This window comes from Olsenella sp. An188, assembly GCF_002160255.1.
Classification (GTDB): domain Bacteria; phylum Actinomycetota; class Coriobacteriia; order Coriobacteriales; family Atopobiaceae; genus Thermophilibacter; species Thermophilibacter avistercoris.
In genome coordinates, this window is sequence record NZ_NFKF01000006.1 from 1 (window position 1) to 25,987 (window position 25,987).

The 25,987-nt window shown below is 68.9% G+C and carries 20 protein-coding genes and 1 other RNA gene; 8 read left to right on the forward strand and 13 right to left on the reverse strand.

The features are described from left to right. Positions 1-196 precede the first annotated feature (196 nt). Positions 197-292, reverse strand: an RNA gene (ffs, locus tag B5F23_RS07090) — signal recognition particle sRNA small type. An 86-nt stretch (positions 293-378) separates the two neighbouring features. Here ffs and B5F23_RS07095 point away from each other — a divergent pair. The 4 genes from B5F23_RS07095 (at position 379) to B5F23_RS07110 (ending at position 5,133) form a co-directional block, all read left to right on the forward strand. Then, a complete protein-coding gene (locus tag B5F23_RS07095) occupies positions 379-2,193 on the forward strand; it encodes an adenine deaminase (RefSeq protein WP_087353178.1) in 1,815 nt (604 codons plus the stop codon). Between the two features lie 323 nt (positions 2,194-2,516). After that, the gene (locus B5F23_RS07100; protein ID WP_087353180.1) at positions 2,517-3,089 is read left to right on the forward strand and encodes a hypothetical protein; all 573 of its coding nucleotides are present in this window, start codon (positions 2,517-2,519) and stop codon (positions 3,087-3,089) included. Between the two features lie 248 nt (positions 3,090-3,337). Continuing rightward, positions 3,338-4,195 carry an alpha/beta hydrolase gene (locus B5F23_RS07105; protein ID WP_087353182.1) on the forward strand — a complete coding sequence of 286 codons (858 nt, stop codon included), beginning with the start codon at positions 3,338-3,340 and terminating at the stop codon, positions 4,193-4,195. A 68-nt stretch (positions 4,196-4,263) separates the two neighbouring features. Then, complete coding sequence (locus B5F23_RS07110; protein ID WP_087353184.1) at positions 4,264-5,133, forward strand: alpha/beta hydrolase; 870 nt, start codon at positions 4,264-4,266, stop codon at positions 5,131-5,133. On the opposite strand, the gene B5F23_RS07115 is transcribed toward B5F23_RS07110, so the two are convergent. The 4 genes from B5F23_RS07115 to B5F23_RS07130 form a co-directional block, all read right to left on the reverse strand. Next, positions 5,130-6,107: a nucleoside hydrolase gene (locus B5F23_RS07115; RefSeq protein ID WP_087353186.1), complete on the reverse strand. Its 978-nt coding sequence runs from the start codon at positions 6,105-6,107 to the stop codon at positions 5,130-5,132. The genes B5F23_RS07110 and B5F23_RS07115 overlap by 4 nt on opposite strands. A gap of 75 nt (positions 6,108-6,182) precedes the next feature. Next, entirely contained in the window at positions 6,183-7,217 is a 1,035-nt protein-coding gene (locus tag B5F23_RS07120) for a helix-turn-helix transcriptional regulator (RefSeq protein WP_087353188.1), read from the reverse strand. Between the two features lie 606 nt (positions 7,218-7,823). Then, positions 7,824-9,518 (reverse strand): glucose-6-phosphate isomerase, encoded by a 1,695-nt coding sequence (gene pgi, locus B5F23_RS07125; RefSeq protein ID WP_087353190.1) that lies wholly within the window; start codon positions 9,516-9,518, stop codon positions 7,824-7,826. Between the two features lie 83 nt (positions 9,519-9,601). Next, positions 9,602-10,156, reverse strand: a complete 555-nt coding sequence (locus B5F23_RS07130; protein WP_087353192.1) for a hypothetical protein — start codon at positions 10,154-10,156, stop codon at positions 9,602-9,604. Positions 10,157-10,294: 138 nt separating this feature from the next. On the opposite strand from B5F23_RS07130, the gene trxA reads away from it, so the two are divergent. Both trxA and B5F23_RS07140 read left to right on the forward strand, forming a co-directional pair. Beyond that, positions 10,295-10,612 (forward strand): thioredoxin, encoded by a 318-nt coding sequence (gene trxA / locus B5F23_RS07135; protein WP_087353194.1) that lies wholly within the window; start codon positions 10,295-10,297, stop codon positions 10,610-10,612. A gap of 2 nt (positions 10,613-10,614) precedes the next feature. Continuing rightward, the gene (locus B5F23_RS07140; RefSeq protein WP_087353196.1) at positions 10,615-11,316 is read left to right on the forward strand and encodes a phosphatase PAP2 family protein; all 702 of its coding nucleotides are present in this window, start codon (positions 10,615-10,617) and stop codon (positions 11,314-11,316) included. Positions 11,317-11,391: 75 nt separating this feature from the next. On the opposite strand, the gene B5F23_RS07145 is transcribed toward B5F23_RS07140, so the two are convergent. The 5 genes from B5F23_RS07145 to B5F23_RS07165 are packed head-to-tail and all read right to left on the reverse strand — an operon-like array spanning position 11,392 to position 15,860. Then, on the reverse strand, positions 11,392-11,850 hold the full coding sequence (locus B5F23_RS07145) for a YfcE family phosphodiesterase (protein ID WP_087353198.1): 459 nt from the start codon (positions 11,848-11,850) through the stop codon (positions 11,392-11,394). A 13-nt stretch (positions 11,851-11,863) separates the two neighbouring features. Continuing rightward, a complete protein-coding gene (locus B5F23_RS07150; RefSeq protein WP_087353200.1) occupies positions 11,864-12,580 on the reverse strand; it encodes a LytR/AlgR family response regulator transcription factor in 717 nt (238 codons plus the stop codon). A 52-nt stretch (positions 12,581-12,632) separates the two neighbouring features. Further along, on the reverse strand, positions 12,633-14,000 hold the full coding sequence (locus tag B5F23_RS07155) for a sensor histidine kinase (RefSeq protein ID WP_087353202.1): 1,368 nt from the start codon (positions 13,998-14,000) through the stop codon (positions 12,633-12,635). Further along, a complete protein-coding gene (locus B5F23_RS07160; RefSeq protein WP_206392316.1) occupies positions 13,997-15,292 on the reverse strand; it encodes a glycosyltransferase family 2 protein in 1,296 nt (431 codons plus the stop codon). Before B5F23_RS07160 ends, B5F23_RS07155 begins: the two co-directional genes overlap by 4 nt. Before the next feature lie 7 nt (positions 15,293-15,299). Next, complete coding sequence (locus tag B5F23_RS07165; protein WP_087353418.1) at positions 15,300-15,860, reverse strand: QueT transporter family protein; 561 nt, start codon at positions 15,858-15,860, stop codon at positions 15,300-15,302. Between the two features lie 322 nt (positions 15,861-16,182). Here B5F23_RS07165 and B5F23_RS07170 point away from each other — a divergent pair, with 322 nt between their 5' ends. Beyond that, on the forward strand, positions 16,183-18,342 hold the full coding sequence (locus B5F23_RS07170) for a MurT ligase domain-containing protein (protein ID WP_087353204.1): 2,160 nt from the start codon (positions 16,183-16,185) through the stop codon (positions 18,340-18,342). A 252-nt stretch (positions 18,343-18,594) separates the two neighbouring features. On the opposite strand, the gene nifJ is transcribed toward B5F23_RS07170, so the two are convergent. Further along, complete coding sequence (nifJ, locus tag B5F23_RS07175; RefSeq protein WP_087353206.1) at positions 18,595-22,131, reverse strand: pyruvate:ferredoxin (flavodoxin) oxidoreductase; 3,537 nt, start codon at positions 22,129-22,131, stop codon at positions 18,595-18,597. A 549-nt stretch (positions 22,132-22,680) separates the two neighbouring features. On the opposite strand from nifJ, the gene B5F23_RS09875 reads away from it, so the two are divergent. Then, the gene (locus tag B5F23_RS09875; RefSeq protein WP_206392318.1) at positions 22,681-23,493 is read left to right on the forward strand and encodes a C39 family peptidase; all 813 of its coding nucleotides are present in this window, start codon (positions 22,681-22,683) and stop codon (positions 23,491-23,493) included. A gap of 24 nt (positions 23,494-23,517) precedes the next feature. Here the strand turns inward: B5F23_RS09875 and B5F23_RS07185 are convergent, their stop codons facing one another. Then, positions 23,518-24,186: a hypothetical protein gene (locus B5F23_RS07185; protein ID WP_087353208.1), complete on the reverse strand. Its 669-nt coding sequence runs from the start codon at positions 24,184-24,186 to the stop codon at positions 23,518-23,520. Positions 24,187-24,296: 110 nt separating this feature from the next. Continuing rightward, entirely contained in the window at positions 24,297-25,931 is a 1,635-nt protein-coding gene (gene purH / locus B5F23_RS07190) for a bifunctional phosphoribosylaminoimidazolecarboxamide formyltransferase/IMP cyclohydrolase (RefSeq protein WP_087353210.1), read from the reverse strand. Between the last annotated feature and the right edge of the window lie 56 nt (positions 25,932-25,987).

Genomic DNA, 25,987 nt, shown 5'->3' on the forward strand with positions numbered 1-25,987 from the left:
ATAACCCCGGATTGCTAAGCAAAGACACGGGTTCTTCTCGCCATAACGCGGTTTTCCTAAGCGCGCCGAAGGGGGCGGCTGCCATTACCCCGGATCTTTAAGCGCGCCGGGGCCACCGATTGCCATTACCCCGAATCTTTAAGCGGAGCGAGCGGAGGCCAGCGGGAAAGCGCCGCGCAGCGGCACAAGAAAAGCGCGCTCGGTGGGATCGGGTGCCCGCCAGAGGCCCCTTATGGCTGCTGCCTCCCGGCCCTGACCAGGTTCGAGGTGTGACGTCACCCGAACCCACCGAACGCGCTCGCAGAACACTCTAGCAAAGTCGGCCCCACCCCGCCAGCGCCGCGCTACCCTATTCCAAACCACAACCGAGGAGGCCCCATGCGCAACCGCTTCTGCAAGACCCCGCTCTGGGAGTGCAACGACGAGCTCGTGCGCGTCGCACAGGGCGAGAAGCCCGCTGACCTCGTGATTCGTCACGCAAACCTCGTGAGCGTGACCACCCACGAGATCCTGCCCGACACCGACATCGCCGTCGCCTGCGGGCGAGTTGCCTACCTGGGCCTGGGCGAGCACACGGCCGAGCACTGCATCGGGCCCGACACGCTGGTCGTGGACGCCACGGGCCTCTACGCGACGCCGGGCTTCATGGACAGCCACATCCACGTGGAGAGCGCCATGATCGGCGTGGCCGAGTACGCGCGCGCCGTGGTGCCGCGCGGCACGTCCGCCATCCTGTGCGACCCGCACGAGGTGGGAAACGTCGCGGGGCTCGCCGGGGTGCGCGCGATGTTCGAGGACGCCGGGCGCGTCCCGCTCAAGGCCATGATGACGCCGCCCTCGTGCGTGCCGGCGGTCACGGGCGTCGAGGACACCGGCGCCGAGGTCACGGCCGCAGACATCGCCGACACCATGGGGTGGGACAACGTCGTCGCCCTCGGCGAGATGATGAACTTCCCCGGCATCCTCTCCTGCGAGGAGAACGCCATCGACGAGGTGCGCGCCACGCTCGAGGCAGACCGCGTGGTGACCGGGCACTTCCCCTCGCCCGACCGCGACCGTGCGCTCAGCGCCTACGTGGCCTCGGGCGTCTCGTCCTGCCACGAGTCGGGGAGCTTCGACGAGGTGCTCGCGAAGCTGCGCCTCGGCATGTACGTGCAGCTGCGCTACGGCTCGGCGTGGCTCAACCTGCCCGGCTACCTCCCGCAGCTCGTGGCGAGCGGCGTGGACACGCGCCTCTGCCTGCTGTGCACCGACGACTGCCACCCCGAGACCCTCGTCGGCGAGGGGCACATGGACCGCGTGCTCCGCACCGCCGTCGAACTGGGCCTCGACCCGGTGACGGCCGTCCAGATGGCCACGATCAACTGCGCCGAGTACTTCGGGCTCGCGCACGACCTCGGCTCCGTCACGCCGGGGAAGTGCGCCGACATCGTCCTTCTCGACGACCTGGAGGGCTTCCGCGCACGCAAGGTGTTCGTCGACGGCGAGCTCGTGGCCGAGGACGGGCGCGCCCTCTTTGAGGTCGAGCCCTACGCCTGGCCGGAGTGGATGACCCACACGATGAACCTCGGCTTCACGCCCACCGCCGAGACCTTCCGCTTTGACGCGCCCGGCCGCCCGGACGGCACGGCCCGCGTGCGCGCCATGGGCATCGAGCCCGGCGACACCCTCACGCGCGACATCGTGGTGGAGGTGCCCGTGCGAGACGGCGCGCTTCTCGCCGACCCGGCCCACGACGTCCTCAAGGTGTGCGTCTTTGACCGCCACCACGGGGCGGACGGCACGCACGCGCAGGGCTTTGTCACGGGCTTCGGCATCCACGGGGCGCTCGCCCAGACCGTCTCCCACGACGCCCACAACCTGCTGGTCATGGGCGACAACGACGAGGACATGGCGCTCGCGGCGCGCACGCTCGCCGAGTGCGGCGGCGGCGAGGTCGCCGTGGCCGACGGGCGGGTGCTGGCGCTGGTGGAGCTTCCGGTCTGCGGCCTCATGAGCACCGAGCGCGTCGAGCAGGTGGCCGAGAAGGTCGCGCGGGCCCGCGCGGCGTGGGCGGAGATGGGTTGCACGATGCCCTCTCCGTTCATGACGATGGGCGTGATGTCGCTCGCGTGCGTGCCCGAGCTGCGCCTCACCAACCGCGGCTACGTGAACTGCCTCACCTTTGAGATGGAGCCGCTCCTGGTGGACTAGGCGGCGCCCGGCCGGTCGGCGCGGGGCCGGCAGCAAGGCGCAAGACGAGGGAGCCAGATAATAGACGAGGGCCCGTCGACGCCGTGGCGTCCGGGCCCCCACTTTGGCAGCTGCCAAGCTTTTAAGCTCTACAGTGCGGGCCCGCGCGAATCCCTCTCGGCGCGCGCCCGCCCCCTGCGCAGTCAGTATCATTCCCCATCGCCGGCGTCTCAGACGCAAGGCTCCGGCGAACGGCGCTCTTCACCGGCCAAGCACATCTCGAAGACAAGTCCTCCACAGGGCGCTAGGATTTGTCTGGTAGGTAGACCCGAAGGAGATCACGCATGAGCAAGAAGTCCCCGGCGCGCCACCGCGAGAGCGCGCCCGCACCCAGCTGGTTCGACGACGCGCGCTACGAGGACGTGCGCTTCTCGGCCACCTTCGAATACAACGAGCTCTCGCTCAACCGCGCGGCCGAGCAGATCGCCCCACGCCTCAAGGGCATCCTGACCGTCGCCGACTTTGGCTCGCTCGTCGTGCTCATCCTGCTCGCCATGGCCCTGAGGGACCAGACGCTGCTGCTCGTCATCGTCTTCCTGATCCCGGCGACGCTGCTCTACGTGACCAACAACCTGAGCAGCCTCCAGGTCCGCTACGCGCGCGGCACCAACCTCGACCCGGTGACGATGGGCTCGCGCGTCCACGTCACCGTGTGCGAGAACTCCCTGCACCTCTGCAACGACGAGGGCGGCCAACAGGACTTTGACCTCTCCGACCTGCGCTTCGTTCACGACACGTCGGACTTTCTCGTGGCGGGCTTCGCACGGAGGCGCTACGTCTTCGTCCCGCGCAGCGCCCTCTCCGAGAACCGCTTCCACGACCTCGTCCGCTTCCTCGGCGAGAAGGCCGGGCGCTAGCGTCACCGCATGCGCGCGGTCCGCACGCCCCGTCCCCGGGGCCGGCGCGGACCGCGCGCGGCCTGTCACGCGCTCCAGACCACGGCCTCGTACGGCCGCAGCGTCCTCGCGGCCGGGGCGTCTTCATAGTTGCCGAGAAGAACCTCGGCGCCGTCCGCCAGAAGGTGTGACGGCCCACCCTGTCCTGATCGTCGCGTCGCGCGCGCTATACTGGCCCAAGTTCTTCTCGCCGTAAAGGAGGCACCCCCATGGCACTCATCAGCGTCGACTACTTCTCCTCCTCCCTCATGCGCACCACCACGCTCGAGGTCATCCTCCCCTTTGACGACCAGGGCGCCGCCTACGCGACCGACTCGATCATGCGCCACGCGAAGGGCGACTTCGCCGCCGAGACCTCGGCCTGGGAGCAGCGTCCCTACCCGCCGCGCAAGGAGCCGTACAAGACGCTCTTCCTGCTGCACGGCATCTCCGGCAACCACGCCGACTGGATCAGCGAGACGCGCATCCGCAACTGGGCCGAGAGCCACGGGATCGCCGTGGTCATGCCCTCCGGCTACAACGCCTTCTACCTCGACCAGCCCGAGGTCCACAACTACTACGGGCGCTTCGTCGGGCAGGAGCTCGTCGAGGTGGCGCGGCGGATGTTCCCGCTCTCCTGCCGTCGCGAGGACACCTTCATCGGCGGCATCTCGATGGGCGCGTACGGCGCGCTCAGGAACGGCCTCAAGTACTGCGAGACCTTCGGCGCCATCGTGTCGCTGTCCTCGGCCATGATCATCGACAGCTTCGACCAGCTCATCTCCTCCGACGGCCTGTTCTTCCTCTCGCGCCCGTTCCTCGAGCACACCTTCGGGAACCTCGACGAGGTGCGCGGGAGCGACAAGGACCCGGCGCGCCTCGCGGCCGACCTCGTCTACTGCGACCGCCCGCGCCCGCGCATCTTCATGACGTGCGGCAACCAGGACCCGCTCGCCGAGCCCAACCGGGTTTTGGCCCAGCGCATGCGCGACACCGGGCTCGACGTGACCTACCATGAGATGTGCGGTGGCCACGACTGGGACTTCTGGAACGCGGCCCTGCCCGAGGCGCTCAACTGGCTGCTCTAGCGAGCCGTCGGGCCCTTGGGACGCACGTTGTTTGAGCGGATCGACCGACCTCACGGGGAGGGACGCGCATGGCACTTCTGAGGGTTGACTTCTACTCCCATTACCTCCAGCGCAACGTGATTCTGACGGCCGTCGTGCCCGCCGACAAGATGGACGGAGACAAGCTCGCCAAGAAGCGCCGCGGCCCGTACCGCACCGTCTACCTGCTGCACGGCCTCTTCGGCCAGGACGTGGACTGGATCGACCGCACGCACGTGGTCGAGACGGCCGAGGCGCGCGACGTCGTCCTCATCATGCCCTCCGGCGAGGACGGCCTCTACCTCAACAAGCCCGAGATCAACGAGTGGCACGGCAAGTTCATCAGCGAGGAGCTCGTCGACTTCACGCGCCGGCTGCTGCCGCTCTCCACCAAGCGCGAGGACACGGCGCTCGCCGGCATCTCCATCGGCGCGTACACCGCGCTCGTCAACGGCCTGCTCAAGCCCGACCGCTTTGGCAGCATCATCGTGCTCTCGGGCGCCTTCATGCGCGACCGCGTGATCGAGGCCGTCGAGTCGCACTCGCCGCGCAAGCGCCGCTACTACGAGCGCTTCTTCGGCGACATCGACACGGTGATCGGGTCCGACAAGGACTACGTGGCGATCGTCGACAAGTTCCGCAACAACCCCGAGCTGCCCAAGCCGCGCTTCTACGTGGCCTGCGGCCTGCACGACAACCTCTGCCAGAACAACCGCGACCTCGTCCGCCTGCTCAAGAGCGCGGACTTTGACGTCACGTACTGGGAGCCCGAGATCGGCGCGCACGAGTGGCCGTTCTGGAACGCGTGGATCGACTGCGCGCTCGACTGGTACGCGCCCGGCGAGATGCGCCCGTCCTCGGCCAACGTGGACTACACGGCCCTCACCGAGCTGCGCCCGCCCGACAAGCAGCGGCGCTAGCGGCCGCCGAGGGCGCGGCGGACCCGCGTGCGGAACTCCCCGAGGAAGCGCGGGACGTCAACGCCAAGGGCCACGTCGCAGCGCTTCTCCGCGTCACGCAGGCGCGCGGGGTCGCAGACCGTGCGGCCGCGCGTGGGGCCCGTGAGGTCCACGCACAGGTTGGCCGACAGGCACCTCACGAGCGTGGGGTCGATGGCCGCGGCCACGGCCAGGGGGTCGTGAAGGGCGCAGCCGCCGAGGCACGGGTTGTTCTTCTCGTAGATGCCAATGTAGTAGTCGGCCATCTGGGCAAAGAGCCTCCCCGCGGCCCCGAGCTCGCGCCAGGCGGCGGTCTCCTCTCGGGTGAGGATCGCCTGGTGCGTGACGTCGAGCCCGACCATGCACGTCCGCAGCCCCGAGTGCAGCACGGCGTCCGCGGCCTCCGGATCGTTGTGGACGTTGGCCTCGGCGCAGGGCGTCACGTTGCCCGGCACGGTGAGCGCGCCGCCCATGAAGGTCACGCGCGGGAGGCGGGAGGCGAGCCCCGGCGAGCGCCGAAGGGCGGCCGCGAGGTTCGTGAGGGGCCCGGTCGGTACGTAGCAGAGCTCCCGATGCCGCATAACCCCCGCGTTTGCGATGAAATCCACCCCGTTTTGGCGGGTTGTGCGGCATCCGCAGGGCAGCACCGCCCCGCCAAGGCCGTTCTCCCCGTGTATGCGGACCACCCCCGGAGGCGGCGAGAAGGGTCCCGCGGACGCAGTCGGACGATCAAGTCCCAGGTAGACGGGAATGTCAGGCCGACCGAGAAGCTCGAGGAGGGCGCAGGTGTTGCGCGCGGCGGTCTCCATGGTCACGTTGCCGTAGCTCGACACCACGCCAACGAGCTCGACCTCGGGGCTGCCGAGGGCGTAGGCCAGCGCGAGGGCGTCGTCGATGCCGGTGTCGAGGTCGAGCACGAGCGGGATGCGAGAGGTGCCCCGGATGTCGTCACTCATAGCCATGCCTCCGCGTTCCCCGCGCTGGACGTCCCGACTGGGGCGCTCGGCCCCCGTCGCCCCGCACCCAAGACGTTACTCCTTCTTGCCAAACGCGTTCATGAGGATGGTCACGATGGCGCAGAGCAGTCCGCCCACGACCCAGGCCATCCAGAACCACATGGCAGAGGTGCCCTCGGGGTTGAAGCTGGACGGGTCGCCAGACGAGAAGACCGGGGCGAACAGCAGGACAAAGCCCACGATCGTGGCGACGATCATGATGACGCCGCACACCGCGCCGATCTTCTCGCCGGAGCGCTTCCGCTCAAGCAGGGCGGAGCGGACCTCCTCGTCAACCTGGGCACCCACGATGTCCTCCACCTCGAGTTCCTCGGCGACGCTCCTGTTGTACTCGGCCACGTTGGTGCGGCCGAGGAGAATCCCGTAATGGATGATGTTCCACACGCCCAGGGCGATGAAGAACATCAGGAAGAACAGGGCCACGTTCTCCCGCGCATGGTCCTCCCCCAGCACCAGCAGAAAGCCGATGCCCACAAAGATGAGCGCAATGCCGCCGACAAGCCCTGCCGAGAACGACTTGCGGGCGCGGGCCCGGTCGTCCTCGGTGTAGAAGTCCTCCACGTAGGGATGCGCCCTCTGGAAGGCAGCGTGGTCCATGCAGGCCGGGACCAGAAACACGAGACCCACCAGAACGCCCGCCAAGACAATGAGGACGAACAGGCCGTCACGCGCGCCGACCGGGACGAGGTCGGCCGCACCCTCAAAGAAGAGGCCGATTGCGATTCCCGCGAGGATGGCGGCCACGCCCGTGGGGACCTTCCACGCCAGCATGCGCTGGTGCTCGTCGTAGCCGCAGACGTCAGTGGGCGGGCCGGCGGGGACGGCGGCGGCCGGCTCCGGCGAGCGGCCGGTGAGGTCGCCCTGGACGAGGTCGTCGAGCGAGCACTCGAAGACCTGACAGATCTTGAGGAGCTTGTCCATCTCCGGATAGCTCTTCTCCGCCTCCCACTTGGTCACGGACTGGCGGGAGACGCCGAGCAGCATGGCGAGCTGCTCCTGGGTCATGTTGCGCGTTGCGCGGAGGTGCTGGAGGTTGTCGCGAAAGCTCATGGCTGGCCCTTCGGTCGGGGTGCGGGTTCGTTGCCGGCACCACGTACGTTACGGTACCAGACGGTCGCGCTCCACCAACCCGAGGCTGCTTTTCGGCCGCCCTCCCGGCAACCGGGAGGCGCCTTGCGGTTGCCATCCGCAGGTAGATGGGGGTGTTGTGACTTTTGCGCTAGACAGCGTCCGGCGCAGGCGCTAGCCGGGGCCGACGCACGAGAGGAGTGCTGCCACAAAACGCGGGCGGTTGGGCGTTTGGCCCTCCGTGCGTCCGGCGCGGGGCCCTTCTCGCCAGAAACCCTGTGCGACTGGGCGCAACGTTTGATGTGGGGGGCCGCGAGGGGGCGTTATTCTCGCCAGATTGCCGCACTTTTGCTGATATTGGGTGGCATCCTTGATGGGTTGCGCGCCCGCGTATCAAACATGCCACCCAATCGCGGGCCGTTTTGGCCGCGGCGGGCAAGGGCACGACACCGAGCGAGGCCGCATCCGGGCGAGGAGGGCGAGCGGGGGCAGCGTCGGCGAGAAGAACCTCGACAGCCCAACAAAAGGGCCGCCGGGCGAGAAGTGCCCGACGGCCCAAGCGATCACTGCGGGCGAGGCGCCCCCAGCCTACTTGCGGTGGGCGCGGTAGTAGGCGATGAGCGCCTGCGTGGACGCGTCCTGCTCGGCCAGCGCCGCGTCGTCGTGGAAGGCGGGCGTGATCTGCTTGGCGAGCTGCTTGCCCAGCTCGACGCCCCACTGGTCGTAGGAGTCCAGGCCCCAGACCGTGCCCTCGACGAAGGTGATGTGCTCGTAGAGCGCGATGAGCTCGCCGAGCGCGTGCGGCGTCAGCTCGACGCCGAAGATGGACGTGGTGGGACGGTTGCCCTCGAAGACGCGCGCCGGGACCATCCACTCGGCCGTGCCCTCGGCGCGGACCTCGTCGGCCGTCTTGCCAAAGGCGAGCGCCTTGGTCTGGGCGAGGTAGTTGCCCAGGAACAGCTCGTGGACGTCCTGGTCGCCGTCCTTCACGGGGTTGGGCGTGTTCACGAAGGCGATGAAGTCAGCCGGGATGGGCTGGGTGCCCTGGTGAATCAGCTGGTAGAAGGCATGCTGGCCGTTGGTGCCCGGCTCGCCCCAGAAGATCTCGCCGGTGTCGGACGTCACGGGCGTGCCGTCCCAGCGCACGGACTTGCCGTTGGACTCCATCGTGAGCTGCTGCAAGTAGGCGGCAAAGCGGTGCAGGTACTGGTTGTACGGCAGCACGGCGTGGCTCTTCATGCCCCAGAAGTTCACGTACCAGACGTTGAGCAGGCCGAGAAGCGCCACCACGTTCTTCTCGAGCGGGGTGTCCTGGAAGTAGGTGTCGAGGTCGTGGAAGCCGGCGAGGAACTCCTCGAAGCGCTCCGGGCCAAGCGCCACGATGAGCGAGAGGCCCACCGCGGAGTCGACCGAGTAGCGGCCGCCGACCCAGCTCCAGAAGCCGAAGGCGTTCTCGGGGTCGATGCCGAAGTCGGCCACGAGGTCGAGCGCCGTGGAGACGGCGACGAAGTGCTTCTTGATGGCCTCGGCGTCCTGCTCGGCCGACCCGTCGACGGCGCCGGCGGCGCGCAGCCCCTCGAGCAGCCAGGTCTTGGCCTCGCGGGCGTTGGTGAGGGTCTCGAGCGTGGTGAAGGTCTTGGAGACCACGATCACGAGCGTGGTCTCGGGGTCGAGCCCACGGACCTTCTCGGCCATGTCGTTGGGGTCAATGTTGGAGACGTAGGTGCAGTCGATCCCGGCGTCGGCGAGCGGCTTCAGGGCCTCGTAGACCATGACGGGGCCGAGGTCGGAGCCGCCGATGCCGATGGAGAGCACGTGCTCGATGCGCTTGCCCGAGACGCCCTTCCACTCACCGGAGCGGACGCGGCGCGCGAAGGCGTACATGCGCTCGAGCACCTCTCGGACGTCCGCCACGCAGTCCTGCTCGCCGTCGAACACGGTGCCGACCTCGCTGGCCGGGCGACGCAGCGCCGTGTGGAGGACGGCGCGGTCCTCGGTGGTGTTGATGTGGGCGCCCGCGTACATGGCGTCGCGGCGCTCCTCGAGGCCGACCTCGCGCGCGAGCTGGCACAGCAGCTCGAGGGTCTTGTCGTCAACGAGGTTCTTGGAGAGGTCGAAGTGCAGGTCGCTCGTCTCGAAGGTGAGCTTGGAGACGCGCTCGGCGTCCGTCGCGAAGGCCTCCTTGAGGCTGAAGCCGCCGGCCACGAGTTCGTCGTGGTGCGCCTTGAGCGCCGCCCAGGCGGGCGTGGTCGTGGCGTCGATAGGGGCGGATATGGTGGGCATGGGCTGCTCCTTCCCCGAGCTGCAACAGATAGGTTAAGGATAGCGCGAGCAGCCCCTCCGCGGGACCACGACCTCGCCTCCAGCTAGAACGGCTCGCCGAGCGGGGGAATCCTCTTGAGGCGCGCCCACATGACCTGCTTCTCGTGCGCGTCGACGAGCGCCGCCTCGAACCCGCCGAGGGCGAGCAGGCGCATCCCCCGGACGTGCGCCACCTCCCCGGGGGCGAGCATGGCCTCCTCGAGGCGCTCGAGGTCGGCGAGGTCGTCCGCGTAGGCCTCGCGCGCGAGGTCGGCCGCCGCGCCGTCGCACAGCACGAGCGTCGCGGGGTCGAGCGCGCAGACGGCCTCGGAGAAGAGCGCGGCGTCGAGCGGGTCCCCGCCCGCATCCGTCGCGAGCAGCCACCCCCAGTCCTCCGGCGCGTAGCCGAGGCGCTCGAGCGACGCCCTGAGGGCCTTCCCGTCGGCGCCCGAGAGGGGCTCGTCGCCTCCCCTCTCGGCCTCGGAGAGCTCGCCCTTGACGAGAAGGACCGCGGAGAACGCGTAGCCGCCCATGACGGCGCCGCGCGCCTCGAGCGCGTCCAGCTCCGCGGCGGTCTTGTCCAGGCACGCGCGACGGCGCGCATCCCTCTCTGACGGCATCTCCGCTCCTCCCGACGCCTGGGGCGGCGTCGCCGCCCAAACTGCCACCTCGCTCATGGCATTTTCTCCACGCGCGTTTGAACCAGTGTAAATCGGGCATAAGCCAATCAAGCAGAGAATCCGACCAGGGAGGTTCCCATGGCCAAGGCAATTACCAGCATCGACTTCGACTCCGTCGTCTCCGGCTCCGCAAAGCCCGTCCTCGTTGACTTCTGGGCGTCGTGGTGCGGCCCGTGCCGCGCGCTCGGCCCCGTCGTCGACCAGGTCGCCCAGGAGATGTCCGACCGCCTGGACGTCTACAAGTGCAACGTCGACGACGAGCCCGACCTCGCCACGAGGTTCCGCATCGTCTCCATCCCCACGCTCATCCTGTTCAAGGACGGCAAGCCCGTCCACACCATGGTCGGCAACATGCCCAAGCCCGCGCTCGTCTCCGAGCTCGAGGCCAACCTCTAGGCATGGGTGCCAGGGGCAAGGAGCTCGCGCAGGGCGCCCGGGACATCACCCGCGGCGCCCTGTCGCTTGCGCGGGAGAACCTTCGCACCGTCGTGCTGCTCGTGGCGGCGCTCGTCTTTGTGGTGCTGCTCAACGAGGTGGCCGAGGGCGAGATCATGAAGCTCGACACGATGGCCTACGACCTCTTCGTCGGCCGGATGCGCTCCGACGCGCTCACCCACGTCATGGAGGGCTTCACGTCGCTCGCCTCGGTCGTGGTCCTCGCCGTGATGGCGGCGGTCATCGCCGCGCTCGCCCCGGGCAAGGCGCCGGGGTGGTGCGTCTCGGTCAACCTGGTCTGCGTGGTCGTCCTCAACACGATTCTCAAGGAGATCGTGCAGCGGCCGAGGCCGGAGGGCTTCCGCCTCATCTCGGAGACGGGCTACAGCTTCCCCTCGGGGCACTCGATGGTGTCCATGGCGTTCTTTGGCCTGCTCATCTGGATGGTCTGGCGCTTCCACCGCAAGGACGTCATGCGCGTGGTGTGGTGCGTGGTCTTTGGGCTCGTCATCGTCATGGTGGGCGTGAGCCGCATCTACCTGGGGGTCCACTACGCCTCAGACGTCATCGCCGGCTTCTGCGTCTCGCTCGTGTGGCTGGTCTTCTACACCAAGGTGGTGGCGCCGGCGTTTCTCGTCGTCGACCGGCCGCGGCAGGAGGGCTAGGCCGCGGGCACAACCCGGGCCCGGGTCATGGCGTGGGCGAGAAGCACCTCGGCGCGAGGTTCTTCTCGCCCCGTTTTATGCGAGGGTGATGATCTTGGCCTCGACGACCTTGCCGTCGTCCACCAGGATTCGACCCATGGAGGGACGCGAGCGGCGCGGGTAGGTGGGGCTGCCCGGGTTCATGACGAGCGTGTGGGTCCACTCGTCGCGTTCCACGAAGGGCGTGTGGGTGTGCCCGCAGATCGCGACGTCGCACATCGTGAGGTTGAGATGCTGGCGATAGTGCGTGACCTGCCACTTGAGGCCGCTGCCGTAGAAGATCTTGCGGCCCTTCACGGCCGGGCCGTAGTCGTGGGACCAGTCGTTGTTGCCGAGGCACATCTGCACGCGGGCGATGCCGCACAGCGTCAGGTAGTCGGACGGCGAGCAGATGTCGCCGGCGTGCACGATCACGTCGGCGCCGGCGAGCTCGGCGAGGAGCTCGGGCGAGAGGTAGCCGTGGGTGTCGGAGACGATGTCGTAGCGCGTGAGCAAGCGTGCCTCCAGCCTAGAGCCCGAGGGCGCGCTTGAGCGCGACGACGCGGCGGCGCGAGACGGAGATCTTCTTGCCCTCGATGCCGTTGATGCCCAGCTGCAGGATGCCGGAGGAGATGACCTCGACGTCCTCTACGTACTCAAGGTTGACGATGTAGCCGCGGTGCACGCGGAAGAACCCGTGCGGCGCGAGCTTCTGTTCCAGCTTGGCCAGGCTGATGGTGGAGAGGAACCTGTCCACGTCGGTGTAGATGCAGGAGTAGTCGTCCTTGGCCTCGATGTAGCGAATCTGATCGATGGGCACCAGCACCTTGCGGCCGCTCTTGACCACCGGGATGCGCTCGACGGAGGAGTGGCTCTGGGGCTGGGGCTTCGAGCGCGCCTGGACCTTGTCGAGGGCCTGTGACAGGCGCTCGGGGTCGACCGGCTTCATCAGGTAGTCGATCGCGTCGACCTCGAAGGCCTCGAGCGCGTACTCGCTGTAGGCGGTCACGAAGACGATCGCGGGCGGGTTCTTGAGGCGGTGCAGGGCCTCGGCGAGCTGCATGCCGGAGGTCTTGGGCATCTGGATGTCGAGGAACATGACGTCGGCCTTGGCCTCCATCAGCTTCTCCACGGCCTCGCGGGCGCTCGACGCCTCCATGATGGCGTCAACGCGACCGGTCTCCTCGAGCAGGTACTTGAGCTCGGAGCGGGCCGGAGCCTCGTCGTCTACGATCATCGCGCGCATGAGTCTTTCCCTTCGCGTCCCCCCGCCCCCGGTCGCCCGGCGGCGTCGTGCCTTACTCCCTACCGCGCCGGTCACCGCCGGCGAGCTTGCGTCGCGCCCCGGCGAGCCGCAGCGTCACGCACGTCCCCTCGCCGGGCTTGGAGACGATCTCGACGCCGGACCCGACGCCAAAGAACCGCTCGATGCGCTCGGCGACGTTGCGCAGCGCCATGCCCGTCCCGGCACCCGCGGCCGGCCCCCGCGACCTCCCGGGCTCCGTGGCGCCGGCGAGGAGCCTCTCGGCCACCGCCTTGTCCATGCCCAGTCCGTCGTCGGCGACGGCAATAAGAATATCATCCCCGTCGGTCGCAACCTGAACGTCCACATGAAGCGCGCCTTCGTCACGCATCGCGTGGCGCACGGCGTTCTCCACGATCGGCTGCACGAGAAACGACGGCACCTCGAGCTCGCCGCAGCCCTCCTCGACGTGCTCGGTCTCGACGATGCGGTCCTCGCCGAAGCGCGCCTTCTCGATCTTGAGGTAGCGCCGCGTCTGCTCGAGCTCCTGGGAGAGCGGGATGAGCGTCTTCTCCGAGCTCTCGAGGGTGCGCCGGTAGAAGGTCGAGAACTCGCGCAGCAGGTCGCGGGCGCGCGTGGGGTTGGTGCGCGTGAACGAGGCGATGGTGTTGAGCGTGTTGAAGAGGAAGTGCGGGTTGATCTGGGCCTGGAGCGCCTTGACCTCGGCGCGGGCAGTGAGCTCGGCCTGGCGGTCGAGCTCGTAGGAGGAGAGCTGCGTGGAGAGCAGCGAGCCGAGCCCCTCGGCGATGGCGAGCTGGGTGCGGTCGATGTCCACGTCGCGGCGGTAGTAGAACTTGATCGCGCCCACCGCGCGGTCCTGGACGAGCAGCGGGACGATGATCCCAAAGGCGTGCCCCTCGCGGCGGTTGCCCATCGAGAAGCGCCTCACGTCCTGGCTCTCGGCGTCAACCGAGACGAACGTCTCCATGCGCTTGCTCTCGAGCACCTCGAGCGTTGGCTTGGCGTTCTCGGTCCCGGGGACGTAGGTGGTGCTTATCGACCCCTCGTAGGCGAGCACGTGGGATCGGTCGGTGATGGCGATGCCCTCGGCGTCGGTCTCGGGCAGCAGCAGCGCGCAGATGGCGCGCGCGTTGTCCACCGTGAGGCCGCCGTGGAGGTGCTGCAGGGTGTTGGTCGCCACGCGCAGCGTGCGCTCGGTGGCCTCGGTGCGCGTGTCCTCCGGGGAGAGGTTGACCGCGCCGCCCATCACGATGACGAGCGCCAGGCCGCACCCCACCACCATGGCGGCGATCACCAGCCCGTCGCGCACGCTCCACACGAGCAGGCCTATCAGGGCGAGCGAGCACAGGACGAGAAGGACGCTCACGAGGTTGGCGCTCAGCCGCGCAGCGGGCCGCCTCATGAGAGGTCCCCCAGGCTCGGCAGGGACCCGGTGTCGGCGAGCGGGTCGGCGCCGTCGCGCGCCGCGTGCACGGCAGACGATATGGGTGCGCTCACCTCGCCGGTCGACAGGATGGCGCTCTGCAGGAAGCGATCCTCCCACAGGGCGGAGACGATCGTGGGCCAGACCATGGCGAAGGAGAGGTAGCGGGTGCTCGCGCTGCGCGCGAACTTGTCCGCCTCGTAGCGGCCCTTGGTGAGGATGCCCAGGTAGGCCAGCCGGTTGGGGCCCGTGACAAAGCGGCGCAGCGCGGTGCGGAAGACGCGCTGGCGCACCTCCGCAGAAAGCCACGGCGCCGGGTAGGGCATGAGGGACTCGGGCGTGATCGTGCGCAGGTCGCGCCGCGCGTTCATGGCGTCGAGCTTGCGGTACTCGTAGAGCCAGCGGTAGACGTCCTGCATGAAGGTCGAGGGCACGGGCGCCATCTCCTCGGGCGGCTGCGCGCGGACGAACCACGCGTTGTCAAACCAGGCGTCGAGGCCGTTGGCACGCAGGTTGAGGACGTAGTCGAGGTCCTCGCCGCGCGTGATGTAGGGGTCGAAGGGCACGCGCGAGTAGGCGGCGGCGTGCAGGGCGCAGCACCCGCCGCAGAGGTGGTTCGAGCGCGTGATGCGCGACGCGCCCGTCTGCGCGCGCTCCATCACCTTGTTGAAGTCCGCCGCCTTCGACCAGTAGCGCTCGCTCCACTCCTCGGTGGGCTCGGCGTACGGGGAGTCGAACTCGTCCACGAAGAAGCCGCTCTTGGCAAGGACCTGCAGGTTCTGTCGGGTGAGCGAGCCCAGGCCGTAGACGGCGTTGACGAGGAAGTCGGCGTCGAGCACCACCTCGTCGTCGTCGAGAAAGACCACCACGTCGTGTCCGAGCACGGCGGCCACGGCGAGCCCCATGTTGCGGATGGCGCCGTAGCCGCGCAGCGACACGGTCTCCCCCGCCACGTGATGCGCCATGCGGGCGACCGCGCGCTCGACGTGGGCCGCCTCCTGGGCGCCGACCACGAGCGGGTTGAGGCCCACGTGGGCGCGGCAGATGCTGTTCACGCGCGCCCGCGCCGACTCCTCGCACGAGGGCGGGGCCACGACGAGCACGATCACGCGCAGGATGCCACGGACCTGCTCGAGCGAGGCGAGGCAGCTCTCGAGCTCGGGCAGGGGCTTGTCGATGCGCGTGGTGTAGTCGTAGACGCCGCGCTCGCCGAGCGCACCGGGCTTCTCGCCCTGCGCCCAGAATGAGGGGATGACGACGACGGGGTTCACCTGGCTCCTACCCCTTTCTCGAGAGGGACTCGGGCAGCTCGGAGCCGAGCATGCGCGGCAGCGTGGTGCGCGCGAGGGCGCGCGCGAGCGGCAGCCCGAGCACGTACATCACCGCGGCCTCGCCGATGCCGGTGGCGAGCAGGCCGAAGGCGTACATGGCCGGGTAGGCCCCGTCGAGCGCGATGTTGGTGAACGGGATGGTGTAGAAGCCCACGCCCTGCAGCATGAGCGGCAGGTAGGCCGGGACGATGAGCGCGTTGGCGATCACGGGGCCGAGCAGCGCGAGCGCGGGGTGGCTGCGGTTGCGCCAGGTGAAGTAGGCGCCGAGCGCGGTGGCGAGCGTGCCGAAGACCACGTCGAGCATGCCGAGCATGCCCGTGCCGGAGAGCACGATGTTGGCGAGGTTGGCGATGGCGCAGCCCAGCGCGAGGCCGGGGACGGCGTCGGCCGTGAAGAGCGCGAGGACGCAGAGGGCCTCGGAGACGCGGAACTGGACGGGACCCCAGGCAAGGCTGCCCAGGAAGAGCAGCGTGGCGAGGGTGAGCGCGGCGTAGGCCGCGGCTATCATGCCGATGCGGACGGTGCGACGGGCGCCTGCGGCGCGGTCGAGCGAGATCTCGTGGGTGCTGGCCTGCTTCATCTTCGGTTCTCTTTCTCCTTGGGAGGGCTTTGCTGGATGCCCGCGAGCGGGCATGTCGTGTCCGCGACCTGCGGGATCCCGGTGGAAAGCACTCCAAAAGAAGCATCCCCGCGAGCACGACAGGAAAGATACTAGCAGAGTTGCGGGGGCACGCGGTCGGGTGCGGGCGGCGCCGCGGTCGCGTGCTAGTATGGCAGCGAGAAGAACGGGCGGGCACGCGCCCGCACCGCCCGCGTCCTAAGGAGAGCGCATGGGAGCCCGCTCGACAATCGCCTGCCTGGCCGCCGACGCCGCGCGCTGGGGCACCACCCGCCTGCTGCACCGCGGCGGCGGCAACGCGCCCGGGGCCGTGGCGCTGCGCGTGGACCCGGGCATCATCGGGTCGCTCGGCGGGAGGCTCGAGCGCTCGGTGATGGTGACGGGAACCAACGGGAAGACCACCACCACGGGGCTTCTCGCCGACGCGCTCGCTGCGGACGGCACGCGCGTGGCCTGCAACCGGGCCGGCAACAACATGGAGTCCGGGATAGCCGCGGCCCTGGTGGAGACCCGCGCCACGCGCCCGCAGGCAGGCTGCTTCGAGTGCGACGAGCTCTACACCGTGCGCGTGATGCCGGCCCTGCGGCCGCGCGCCCTCGTGCTGCTCAACCTGTTCCGCGACCAGCTCGACCGCTATGGCGAGATCGACCACACGCAGGACGTGATCGCCGAGGCGCTGCGCCGCTCGGGCAAGACCGCGCTCGTCTACAACGCCGACGACCCGCTGTGCGCCTCCATCGCGGCGCGCGTGGACAACCCCGGCCTGCCGTTCGGCATCGACGAGCCCACGGGGCTGGAGGCCGACCGCATCTCCGACAGCCGCTTCTGCGCCAGGTGCAACGCGCCGCTCGACTACGAGTACGTGCACTACGGCCAGCTGGGCGCGTACCGCTGCCCGGAGTGCGGCTGGAGGCGCCCGGAGCTGGCGTTTGCCGCGGTGAACGTGACCCTGACCTGCGGCGGGTTTGAGTTTGACGTGGAGGACCGGCGCGGCTCGGAGGTGGTGCGCCACCACGTGCGCACGCGCTACAGCGGCCTCTACATGGTCTACAACGTGATGGCGGCGCTCGCCGGGTGCCTGGTCACGGGCGGCGACGCGGCGCGCTTCCAGGAGGTGCTCGACGCCTACGAGCCGGCCAGCGGGCGCGGCAAGACCTTCTCGCTCGACGGCGGCTACCAGGCCGTGAGCATGCTCGCCAAGAACCCCACCGGTTTCAACCGCATGATCGCCCAGGTGCGCGCCGAGCAGGGCCGCTACCTCGCGCTCTTCCTCAACGACAACGACGCGGACGGCCACGACGTATCCTGGATCTGGGACATCGACCTCGAGCGCCTGCGCGACCTGCCCGACCTGCGCTGCGTTTTCGTGGGCGGCACGCGTCGCGAGGACATGGCCGTGCGCGTGAAGTACGCCGAGCTCCCCGGCGCCATCGAGCTCATCGACGGTGTGGAGGACGCGCTGGCCCTCGTCGAGGCGGGCGAGAAGCTCCACGTCGTGGCCAACTACACGGCGTTTCCGCCCGTGGTGGCCGAGCTCGAGCGGCTCGAGCGGGACTGGCGCGCGCCCGTGAGCGCAACCAGCTCCGGGGTTTCCCACCCGGAGCGGCCGGGGACGTCGGGCCCGGCGACGACCCTCGACCGGCCGCTGCGCATCGTGCACCTCTACCCGGACGCGCTCAACCTCTACGGCGACGGCGGCAACATCGCGTCGCTGTCCAAGCGCTGCGAGTGGCGCGGCATCCCCTGCCGCGTCGACCAGGTGCTCATGGGCCAGGAACTCGACCTCGCGGACGCGGACGTCGTGCTTCTCGGCGGCGGGGCCGACCGCGACCAGCTGGCCGTGGCCAACGAGCTGCGCGGCCAGACGGACAAGCTCACGGCCTACGTGGCGGACGGCGGCGTGCTTCTCGCCATCTGCGGCGGCTACCAGCTGCTGGGCCACTACTACATGATGGGGGACCAGCGCGTCGAGGGGCTGCACGTCCTGGACCTCGAGACCACGGCCGGCGACACGCGCCTCATCGGCAACGTTGCCGTGGACTCCCCCGTCTGCGACGCGCCGATCGTGGGCTTTGAGAACCACGCGGGCCGCACGCACCTCGCGTCGGGCGAGAAGCCCCTGGGGCGCGCGCTCGTGCACGGCTCCGGCAACAACGGCGAGGACGGCGGCGAGGGCGTGCTGCACGCGGGCGTGATCGGCACGTACCTGCACGGTCCCATCCTGCCCAAGAACCCCGGCGTCACCGACTGGCTGATCGCGGCCGCGCTGCGTCGCCGCGGCCTGGACGTGGAGCTCGCGCCGCTGGGCGACGAACTCGAGACGCTCGCGCACGACGTGGCGCTCAAGATCGCGGAGAAGGACCGCCGCTAGGCGCGCGACCGCACGCTCTTCTCGCCCAGACCGTCCGCAACTCGCATGTATCGGAGACGCGTGCAGGTCGTGGACGCTTTTCTCGCCCAGACCGTCCGGAACTCGCACGCATCGGAGACACGTGCAGGTTGTGGACGCTTTCCGGGTCGATTCCGTCCGGAACCTGCGCGCTTCAATCCCACGCCCCAACGCAAAGGGCCCCCGGCTTGCACCGGGGGCCTTGCTGTGCGCTATGAGCTCAGCGAGGGGAGCTTACGCGTCGGCGTAGAGGTCCTTGAGCTTGAGCAGGTGCGCGTAGCGGGCCATGGCAGCCTCCTCGTTCTCGGCGAAGAGCTCCTTGGCGCGCTCCGGGAAGGAGCGGGTGAGCGAGGCGTAGCGGGCCTCGTTCATCAGGAAGTCCTGATAGCCGCCCTGCGGCTCCTTGGAGTCGAGGGTGAACTTCTTGCCGGTCGGGGCGGCCGGGTTGAAGCGGAAGAGGTTCCAGTAGCCGCAGTCCACGGCCTTCTTCATCTCGGCCTGGCAGTTCTGCATGCCGCCCTTCTTGATGGAGTGCATCTCGCAGGGGCTGTAGCCGATGATGAGCGACGGGCCGTCGTAGCTCACGGCCTCGTGGATGGCCTTGAGGGTCTGCGTGGGGTTGGCACCCATGGCGACCTGGGCCACGTAGACGTAGCCGTAGGACATGGCGATCTCGGCGAGGCTCTTCTTCTTGGTCACCTTGCCGGCAGCGGCGAACTGGGCCACCTGGCCGATGTTGGAGGCCTTGGAGGCCTGGCCGCCGGTGTTGGAGTAGACCTCGGTGTCAAAGACGAAGACGTTCACGTTGTTGCCGGAGGCAAGCACGTGGTCGAGGCCGCCGAAGCCGATGTCATAGGCCCAGCCGTCGCCGCCGAAGATCCAGAAGGCCTTCTTGGTGAGGTAGGCCTTGTCGGCGAGGATGGCCTTGGCGGTGTCGCACTCGGCCTTCTCGAGCTCGGCGACGTAGGCGGCAGCGGCGGTCTTGCTGGCCTCGGTGTCCTTGCGGGCCTCGAGCCAGGCCGTGGCGGCCTCCTTCAGCGCGTCGGACGCGCAGTCGCTCTTGAGGAGCTCCTCGGTCTCGGCGACGAGCTTCTCCTGGACGGCCTCGTAGCCAAGGGCGAGACCCAGGCCGTGCTCGGCGTTGTCCTCGAACAGCGAGTTGTTCCACGCCGGGCCGTGACCGCAGGCGTTGACCGTGAAGGGCGACGTGGCGGCCGGGTTGCCCCAGATCGAGGAGCAGCCGGTGGCGTTGGAGATGAACATGCGCTCACCGCAGACCTGCGTGATGAGGCGCGCGTACGCGGTCTCGGCGCAGCCGGCGCAGGAGCCGGAGAACTCGAGGTAGGGCTTGGCGTACTGGCTGGCCTTGACGTTGGCGCCCACGAGCTCGATCTTCTCGGAGACCTTGTTGACGGCGTAGTCCCACACCGGAGCCTGGTCGAGCTCGGACTCCTGCGGAACCATCGTGAGGGCATCCTTCGGGCAGACCTTGGCGCAGTTGGTGCAGCCCATGCAGTCGAGCGGGCTGATGGCCATGGTGAAGGTGTAGCCGGTGTTCTTGGGGACGGTCAGGTCGACGCGGCGCATGTTCTCCGGGGCGGCGGCCTGCTCGTCGGCGTTCATGACGATCGGGCGAATCGTGGCGTGCGGGCACACGAACGAGCACTGGTTGCACTGGATGCACTTCGTCTCGTCCCAGTGCGGCACCATGACGGCGACGCCGCGCTTCTCGTAGGCGGAGGCGCCGAGCTCCCACTGGCCGTCGGCAACGTCGACGAACTTGGAGACGGGCAGGGAGTCGCCGTCCATGCGGTTGATCGGCTCCATGAGCTCGCGCACCTGCCTGACGATGGCCTCGCGGCCCTCGAGCGTGAGCTCCTTGACCTCGTCGGTGGCGTCGGCCCAGTCGGCGGGCACCTCGAACTTGCGGTAGGCGGTGGCGCCGGCGTCGATGGCCTTCCAGTTGGCCTCGACGATGTTCTGGCCCTTCTTGGCGTAGGACTTCTCGGCGGCGTCCTTCATGTACTGGATGGCGTCCTCGGACGGGAGCACCTGAGCCAGCGAGAAGAACGCGGACTGCAGCACCGTGTTGGTGCGCTTGCCCATGCCGACCTTCTCCGCCAGGTCGATGGCGTCGATGAGGTAGACGTTGATGTCGTTCTTGGCGATGTAGCGCTTGGCCACGGCCGGCATGTGGGAGGCGAACTCCTCGTCGGACCACTGGCAGTTCACCAGGAACGTGCCGCCCGGCTTGACGTCGCGGACCATCGGGAAGCCCTTGACGATGTAGCTCGGGTTGTGGCAGGCCACGAAGTTGGCCTTGTTGATGTAGTACGGCGAGCGGATCGGGGAGTCACCGAAGCGCAGGTGCGAGATCGTGACGCCGCCGGTCTTCTTGGAGTCGTACTGGAAGTAGGCCTGGACGTACTTGTCGGTGTGGTCGCCGATGATCTTGATGGAGTTCTTGTTGGCGCCGACCGTGCCGTCGCCGCCGAGGCCCCAGAACTTGCACTCGATGGTGGAGGGGTCGGCGGTGTTGGGGGCGTCCGGGTCCATCGGGAGGCTGAGGTTGGTGACGTCGTCCACGATGCCGATGGTGAACTCGCGGGCCGGGGCGTCCTTCTCGAGCTCCTTGTAGACGGCAAACGCAGCCGCGGGCGGCTCGTCCTTGGAGCCGAGGCCGTAGCGGCCGCCGACGACGGTGATGCCGTCCTTGCCGGTCTCGTAGAGGGCGGTGATGACGTCCTGGTAGAGGGGCTCGCCGATGGAGCCGGGCTCCTTGGTGCGGTCCAGGACGGCGATCTTCTTGACCGTGGCGGGCAGGGCGGCCACGAAGTCCTCGACGGACCACGGACGGTACAGGCGGACCTTCACGAGGCCGACCTTCTCGCCCTTGGCGTTGAGGTAGTCGATGACCTCCTCGAGCGTGTCGCAGAAGGAGCCCATGCAGACCACGACGCGGTCGGCGTCGTCGGCGCCGTAGTAGTCAAAGAGGTGGTAGCTCGTGCCGAGCTTCTCGTTGATCTTGTCCATGTAGGACTGGACCACGGCAGGCAGGGCGTCGTAGGCGCCGTTGCAGGCCTCGCGGTGCTGGAAGAAGATGTCGCCGTTCTCGTGGGAGCCGCGGGCGTGCGGGTGCTCCGGGTTGAGGGCGTGGTCGCGGAACGCCTGGACGGCGTCCATGTCCAGCATCTCCTTGAGGTCGTCGAAGTCCCAGACCGCGACCTTCTGGATCTCGTGGGAGGTGCGGAAGCCGTCGAAGAAGTTCAGGAACGGCACCTTGCCCTCGATGGCGGCGAGGTGGGCGACGGGCGCGAGGTCCATGACCTCCTGGACGTTGCCCTCGGCGAGCATGGCAAAGCCGGTCTGGCGGCAGGCCATGACGTCGGAGTGGTCGCCGAAGATGTTGAGCGCGTGGGAGGCCACGGTGCGGGCGGACACGTGGAAGACGCCCGGCAGGCCCTCGCCCGCGATCTTGTACATGTTCGGGATCATGAGGAGCAGGCCCTGAGACGCCGTGTAGGTGGTCGTGAGGGCGCCCGCGCCGAGCGAGCCGTGAACGGTGCCCGCGGCGCCGGCCTCGGACTCCATCTCGACGACCTTGACCGGCGTGCCAAAGACGTTCTTCATGCCCTGGGCGGCCCACTGGTCGACGTGGTCGGCCATCGGGCTGGACGGGGTGATCGGGTAGATGCCCGCCACCTCGGTGAACGCATACGAGACGTACGCCGCCGCCTCGTTGCCGTCCATCGACTTAAACTTACGCGCCATATCCTCTCCTTTTACCGGTTCGCCGAGGGCCCCCATGGCCTCGGCCAGCTCTCACTCACAAGGCGCATGACTGAGAATGGGCATGTGCCCACACATCTCACAGTGTACCCCCGAGCCGCCACTCGCCATCCGACATTCCGCAACCGGAACAGTTTGTCGGTGAAAGCCGCCGCAGGTGGAATGCCTCGTTTACGCTAGGAATTAGCGGGCGGGGGCGGAGCGTGCTGGCAGGCCGCATCGGGCCCGCGGGGCCCGCACTTCCGCCCCGCACTTCTGCACCGCACTCCTGCCCCGTATTCGCGAGTGCGGGCTCGGGGCGGCCCCAATCCCGCACTCCCGCGCATACGCTGAGAAGAACCCCGCACTCCCACACGCCATCGGCCCGTACGGCCCGCACTTCTACCCCGCACTCGCGAGTGCGGGCCCGGCGCACGCGGCGGCGCGCCCGCCCTTCTCGCCGGGCGTCCAAGACGCGCGGTTTTGGCGTGGGTCCGAGCGCGACGGGAGGCACGGTGATAGAATCAGCGGGTGCACGCGACGGGAGGTGGCATGGACAGCCAGACGCACGGGAAGGGTTCCACCCAGGCGCGGCTCGGCGGGCTTCTTGCCGGCCGGGGCGCGGTCGTGGCCGTTGCCGTCCTGGCCGTGCTGGTCATCGTACTGGTTGCGGCGGTCCTGCCCGCGGCGTGCTCGCCTGCCGAGAAGGACGGCGGCACCGTGCCCGTCACGCAGAACGGCAATGTGATCAGCCCCGACGAGGGCGACGTCGCGGCCGAGAACGGCACCGACGCAGAGACCGACACGACCGACCCCGCGTCCGACAGCGCCGCGGAAGAGACCGCCACGAGCACCCCGCGCGAGCTCTGGGCAAAGGGCACCATGCCCTACCTCTACCAGATCGATCCGCAGTGGTCCGACGCCAGCTACTCCGGGGGCACCCTCGCCGAGCAGGGCTGCGGCCCCACGGCGCTGTGCATGGTCTACATCTACCTCACGGGCGACACGAGCTACGACCCGGCCGGCATGGCAGACTTTGCCACCCAGAACGGCTACGCCACCGAGGGCAACGGAAGCTCCTGGGCCCTCATGACCGACGGGGCCGCCCAGCTGGGCGTCTACGGGCAGTCGATCGTGGCCACGGCCGACGCGCTGCGCTACGAGCTGGAGTCCGGCCGCCCGGTCATCTGCATCATGAACCCCGGGACGTTCACCGAGGTGGGCCACTACATCGTGCTCGAGCGCATGACCGAGGACGGCAAGGTGGTCGTCCACGACTCCAACAGCGTCGGGCGCAGCATGCGCACCTGGGACCTCGACCTCATCTGCTCGGAGGCGGCGGGCGCCTGGAGCTTCTCGGCCTAAGGGACGGCGGGCGGCCCGGGATCGCTACTTCCCGCGACGCCCCTCGAGCAGCTTCTCGTAGCCCTTCGCGAGCCTGAGCGAGCGGGTGCCGGCAAGGCCGTCCGCGGGGACCACGCCATGCTCGTCGGAGACGAGAAACGCCTCGTCGGGGCGCAGGGCGCCCGAGAGGACGGACCGGACGAGACCGGGATCGTAGCGCACGGGGATGCCCACGGTCCGGGCCAGGTCGAGCGCGAGGGAGGTCGCCCCGGAGGGGGTGGAGTCCGCATCGGCGCCGACAACCAGGGCCTCGTCGCACGACGCCCAGAGCGTCTCGGGCGCAACGCCGCTCTCCAGGGCCTCGCGCGCCGCCTGGTCCGCGCGACGCGCGAGCTCCTCGAGCGAGGTCGGGGCGAGGGGCTCGTAGGGGCCGACGGTCATGGCCGCCTGGCCGCGCTCGTCCACGATCGTCATGAGCACGCCGTCCGGGTGCCGCGCCGCCCCGTCCTCGAGCGTCCACTCTATGTGCTGCTTCGCCCAGGCGACGAGCTGCGGGGAGACCCGGACGCCCCCCACGCTGCGGCGCGCCAGCGCGCGCAGGTGGCGGTTCTCAAGCGGAAGGGCCCGGTCGGCGATGCGCCAGCGGCAGACGATGGCGGGGCGCCCCAGCGTGAAGCGGCCCGTCTCCGCCCGCAGGTTCTTCTCGTCTCGCATGCTTCCTCCCCTCGCCGGCCCGCGTCAGTACGGACCGCCCCGTAAGAACTCGGTCGCCGGGCTCGGGGCCCGACGACCGAGTGCGGGAATCGACCGAGCTTCCCGTGCGCCTAGTGGCGGAAGTGGCGCGCGCCGGTGAAGACCATCGCGATGCCGTGCTCGTTGCAGGCCTCGATGGACTCGTCGTCGCGCTTGGAGCCGCCGGGCTGGATGATGCAGGTCACGCCGTGCTCGGCGAGCACGTCCACGTTGTCGCGGAACGGGAAGAAGGCGTCGGACGCGCAGGCGTAGCCGCCCTTCTCGACGCCCATGCGCTCGCAGGCCTCGTCGGCGCGCTGGCAGGCGAGAAGCGCGGAGTCAACGCGGTTGGGCTGGCCGGGGCCCATGCCGATGCCGGCCTTGCCCTTGGAGACGAGGATGGCGTTGGACTTCACGCCCTTGCAGACGCGCCACGCAAACATGAGCTCGTCCATCTCCTCGGGCGTGGGCTTGCGCTCGGTCGGGCAGGTGAAGGTCTCGGGGTCCTCGGAGACCGTGTCCACGCACTGCACGAGCACGCCGCCGTCGACGGAGCGCAGCTCGAGGCGAGCGTGGCCCTCGGCGCCGCCGGTGGCAAGCACGCGCAGGTTGGGGCGCTTGGCCATGCGCTCGAGCGCCTCGGGCGTGTAGCTCGGGGCGATGATGACCTCCACGAACTGGCCGTTCTCGTCGAAGGCGTGCTCGACCAGCTCAAAGGGGACCTCGCGGTTGCAGGCGATGATGCCGCCGAAGGCGCTCTTGGGGTCGCACGCGAAGGCGCGGTCGTAGGCGCACGTAACGTCGTCGGCAACGGCGGAGCCGCAGGGGTTCTGGTGCTTGAGGATCACGCAGGCCGGGCCGTCGAACTCGCGCACGAGGTTCCAGGCGGCGTCGGCGTCGAGGTAGTTGTTGTAGGAGAGCGGCTTGCCCTGGATCTGCTCGGCGCCCACGAGCGGGTTGGCGGAGGAGCCCAGGTCGGCGAAGTCGTCGGCAAAGCGGTAGACCGCGGCGCTCTGCTGGGGGTTCTCGCCGTAGCGAAGGTCGTCGACCTTCTCGAGGTAGAGGCCGAACTCGTCGGGCGTGGGGGAGGCCTCGTCGTCGGCCTCGGCGTCGGCGAACTCCTCGTCGTAGCGGTCCGCGAGCCAGTTTGCGATGGCCATGTCGTAGCAGGCGGTGGTCTCGTAGACCTTGAGCTGCAGGTAGCGACGCAGCTCGAGCGTGGTGCAGCCGTCCATGGCACGCATGGTGTCGAGGACCTCGTCGTAGTCGTCCGGGTCTGAGACCACGGTCACGGAGTCGGCGTTCTTGGCGGCGGAGCGCAGCATGGAGGGGCCGCCGATGTCAATGTGCTCGATGGCGTCCGCGAAGGTGACCTCGGGGTTGGCCACGGTCTTCTCGAACTCGTAGAGGTTCACGCAGACGAGGTCGATCATGCCAATCCCGTGCGCCTCGGCCTCGGCCATGTGCTCCGGGTTGTCGCGCCGGGCGAGCAGGCCGCCGTGGACCTTGGGGTGCAGCGTCTTGACGCGGCCGTCCATCATCTCGGGAAAGCCCGTGTACTGCTCGATCGGGACCACGCGCACGCCAGCCTCCTCGAGCACGCGGGCCGTCCCGCCGGTGGAAATCACCTCGACGCCGAACTCGTCCTCGAGCGCCTTGACGAAGTCGACCACGCCCGTCTTGTCCGTAACCGAGACGAGCGCGCGCCTGATGGGAGTATCTGCCATGTAAGCCCCTCCTTGGAAATAGCGACCGCTTGCGGTACCGTCTCCTTAACGATACC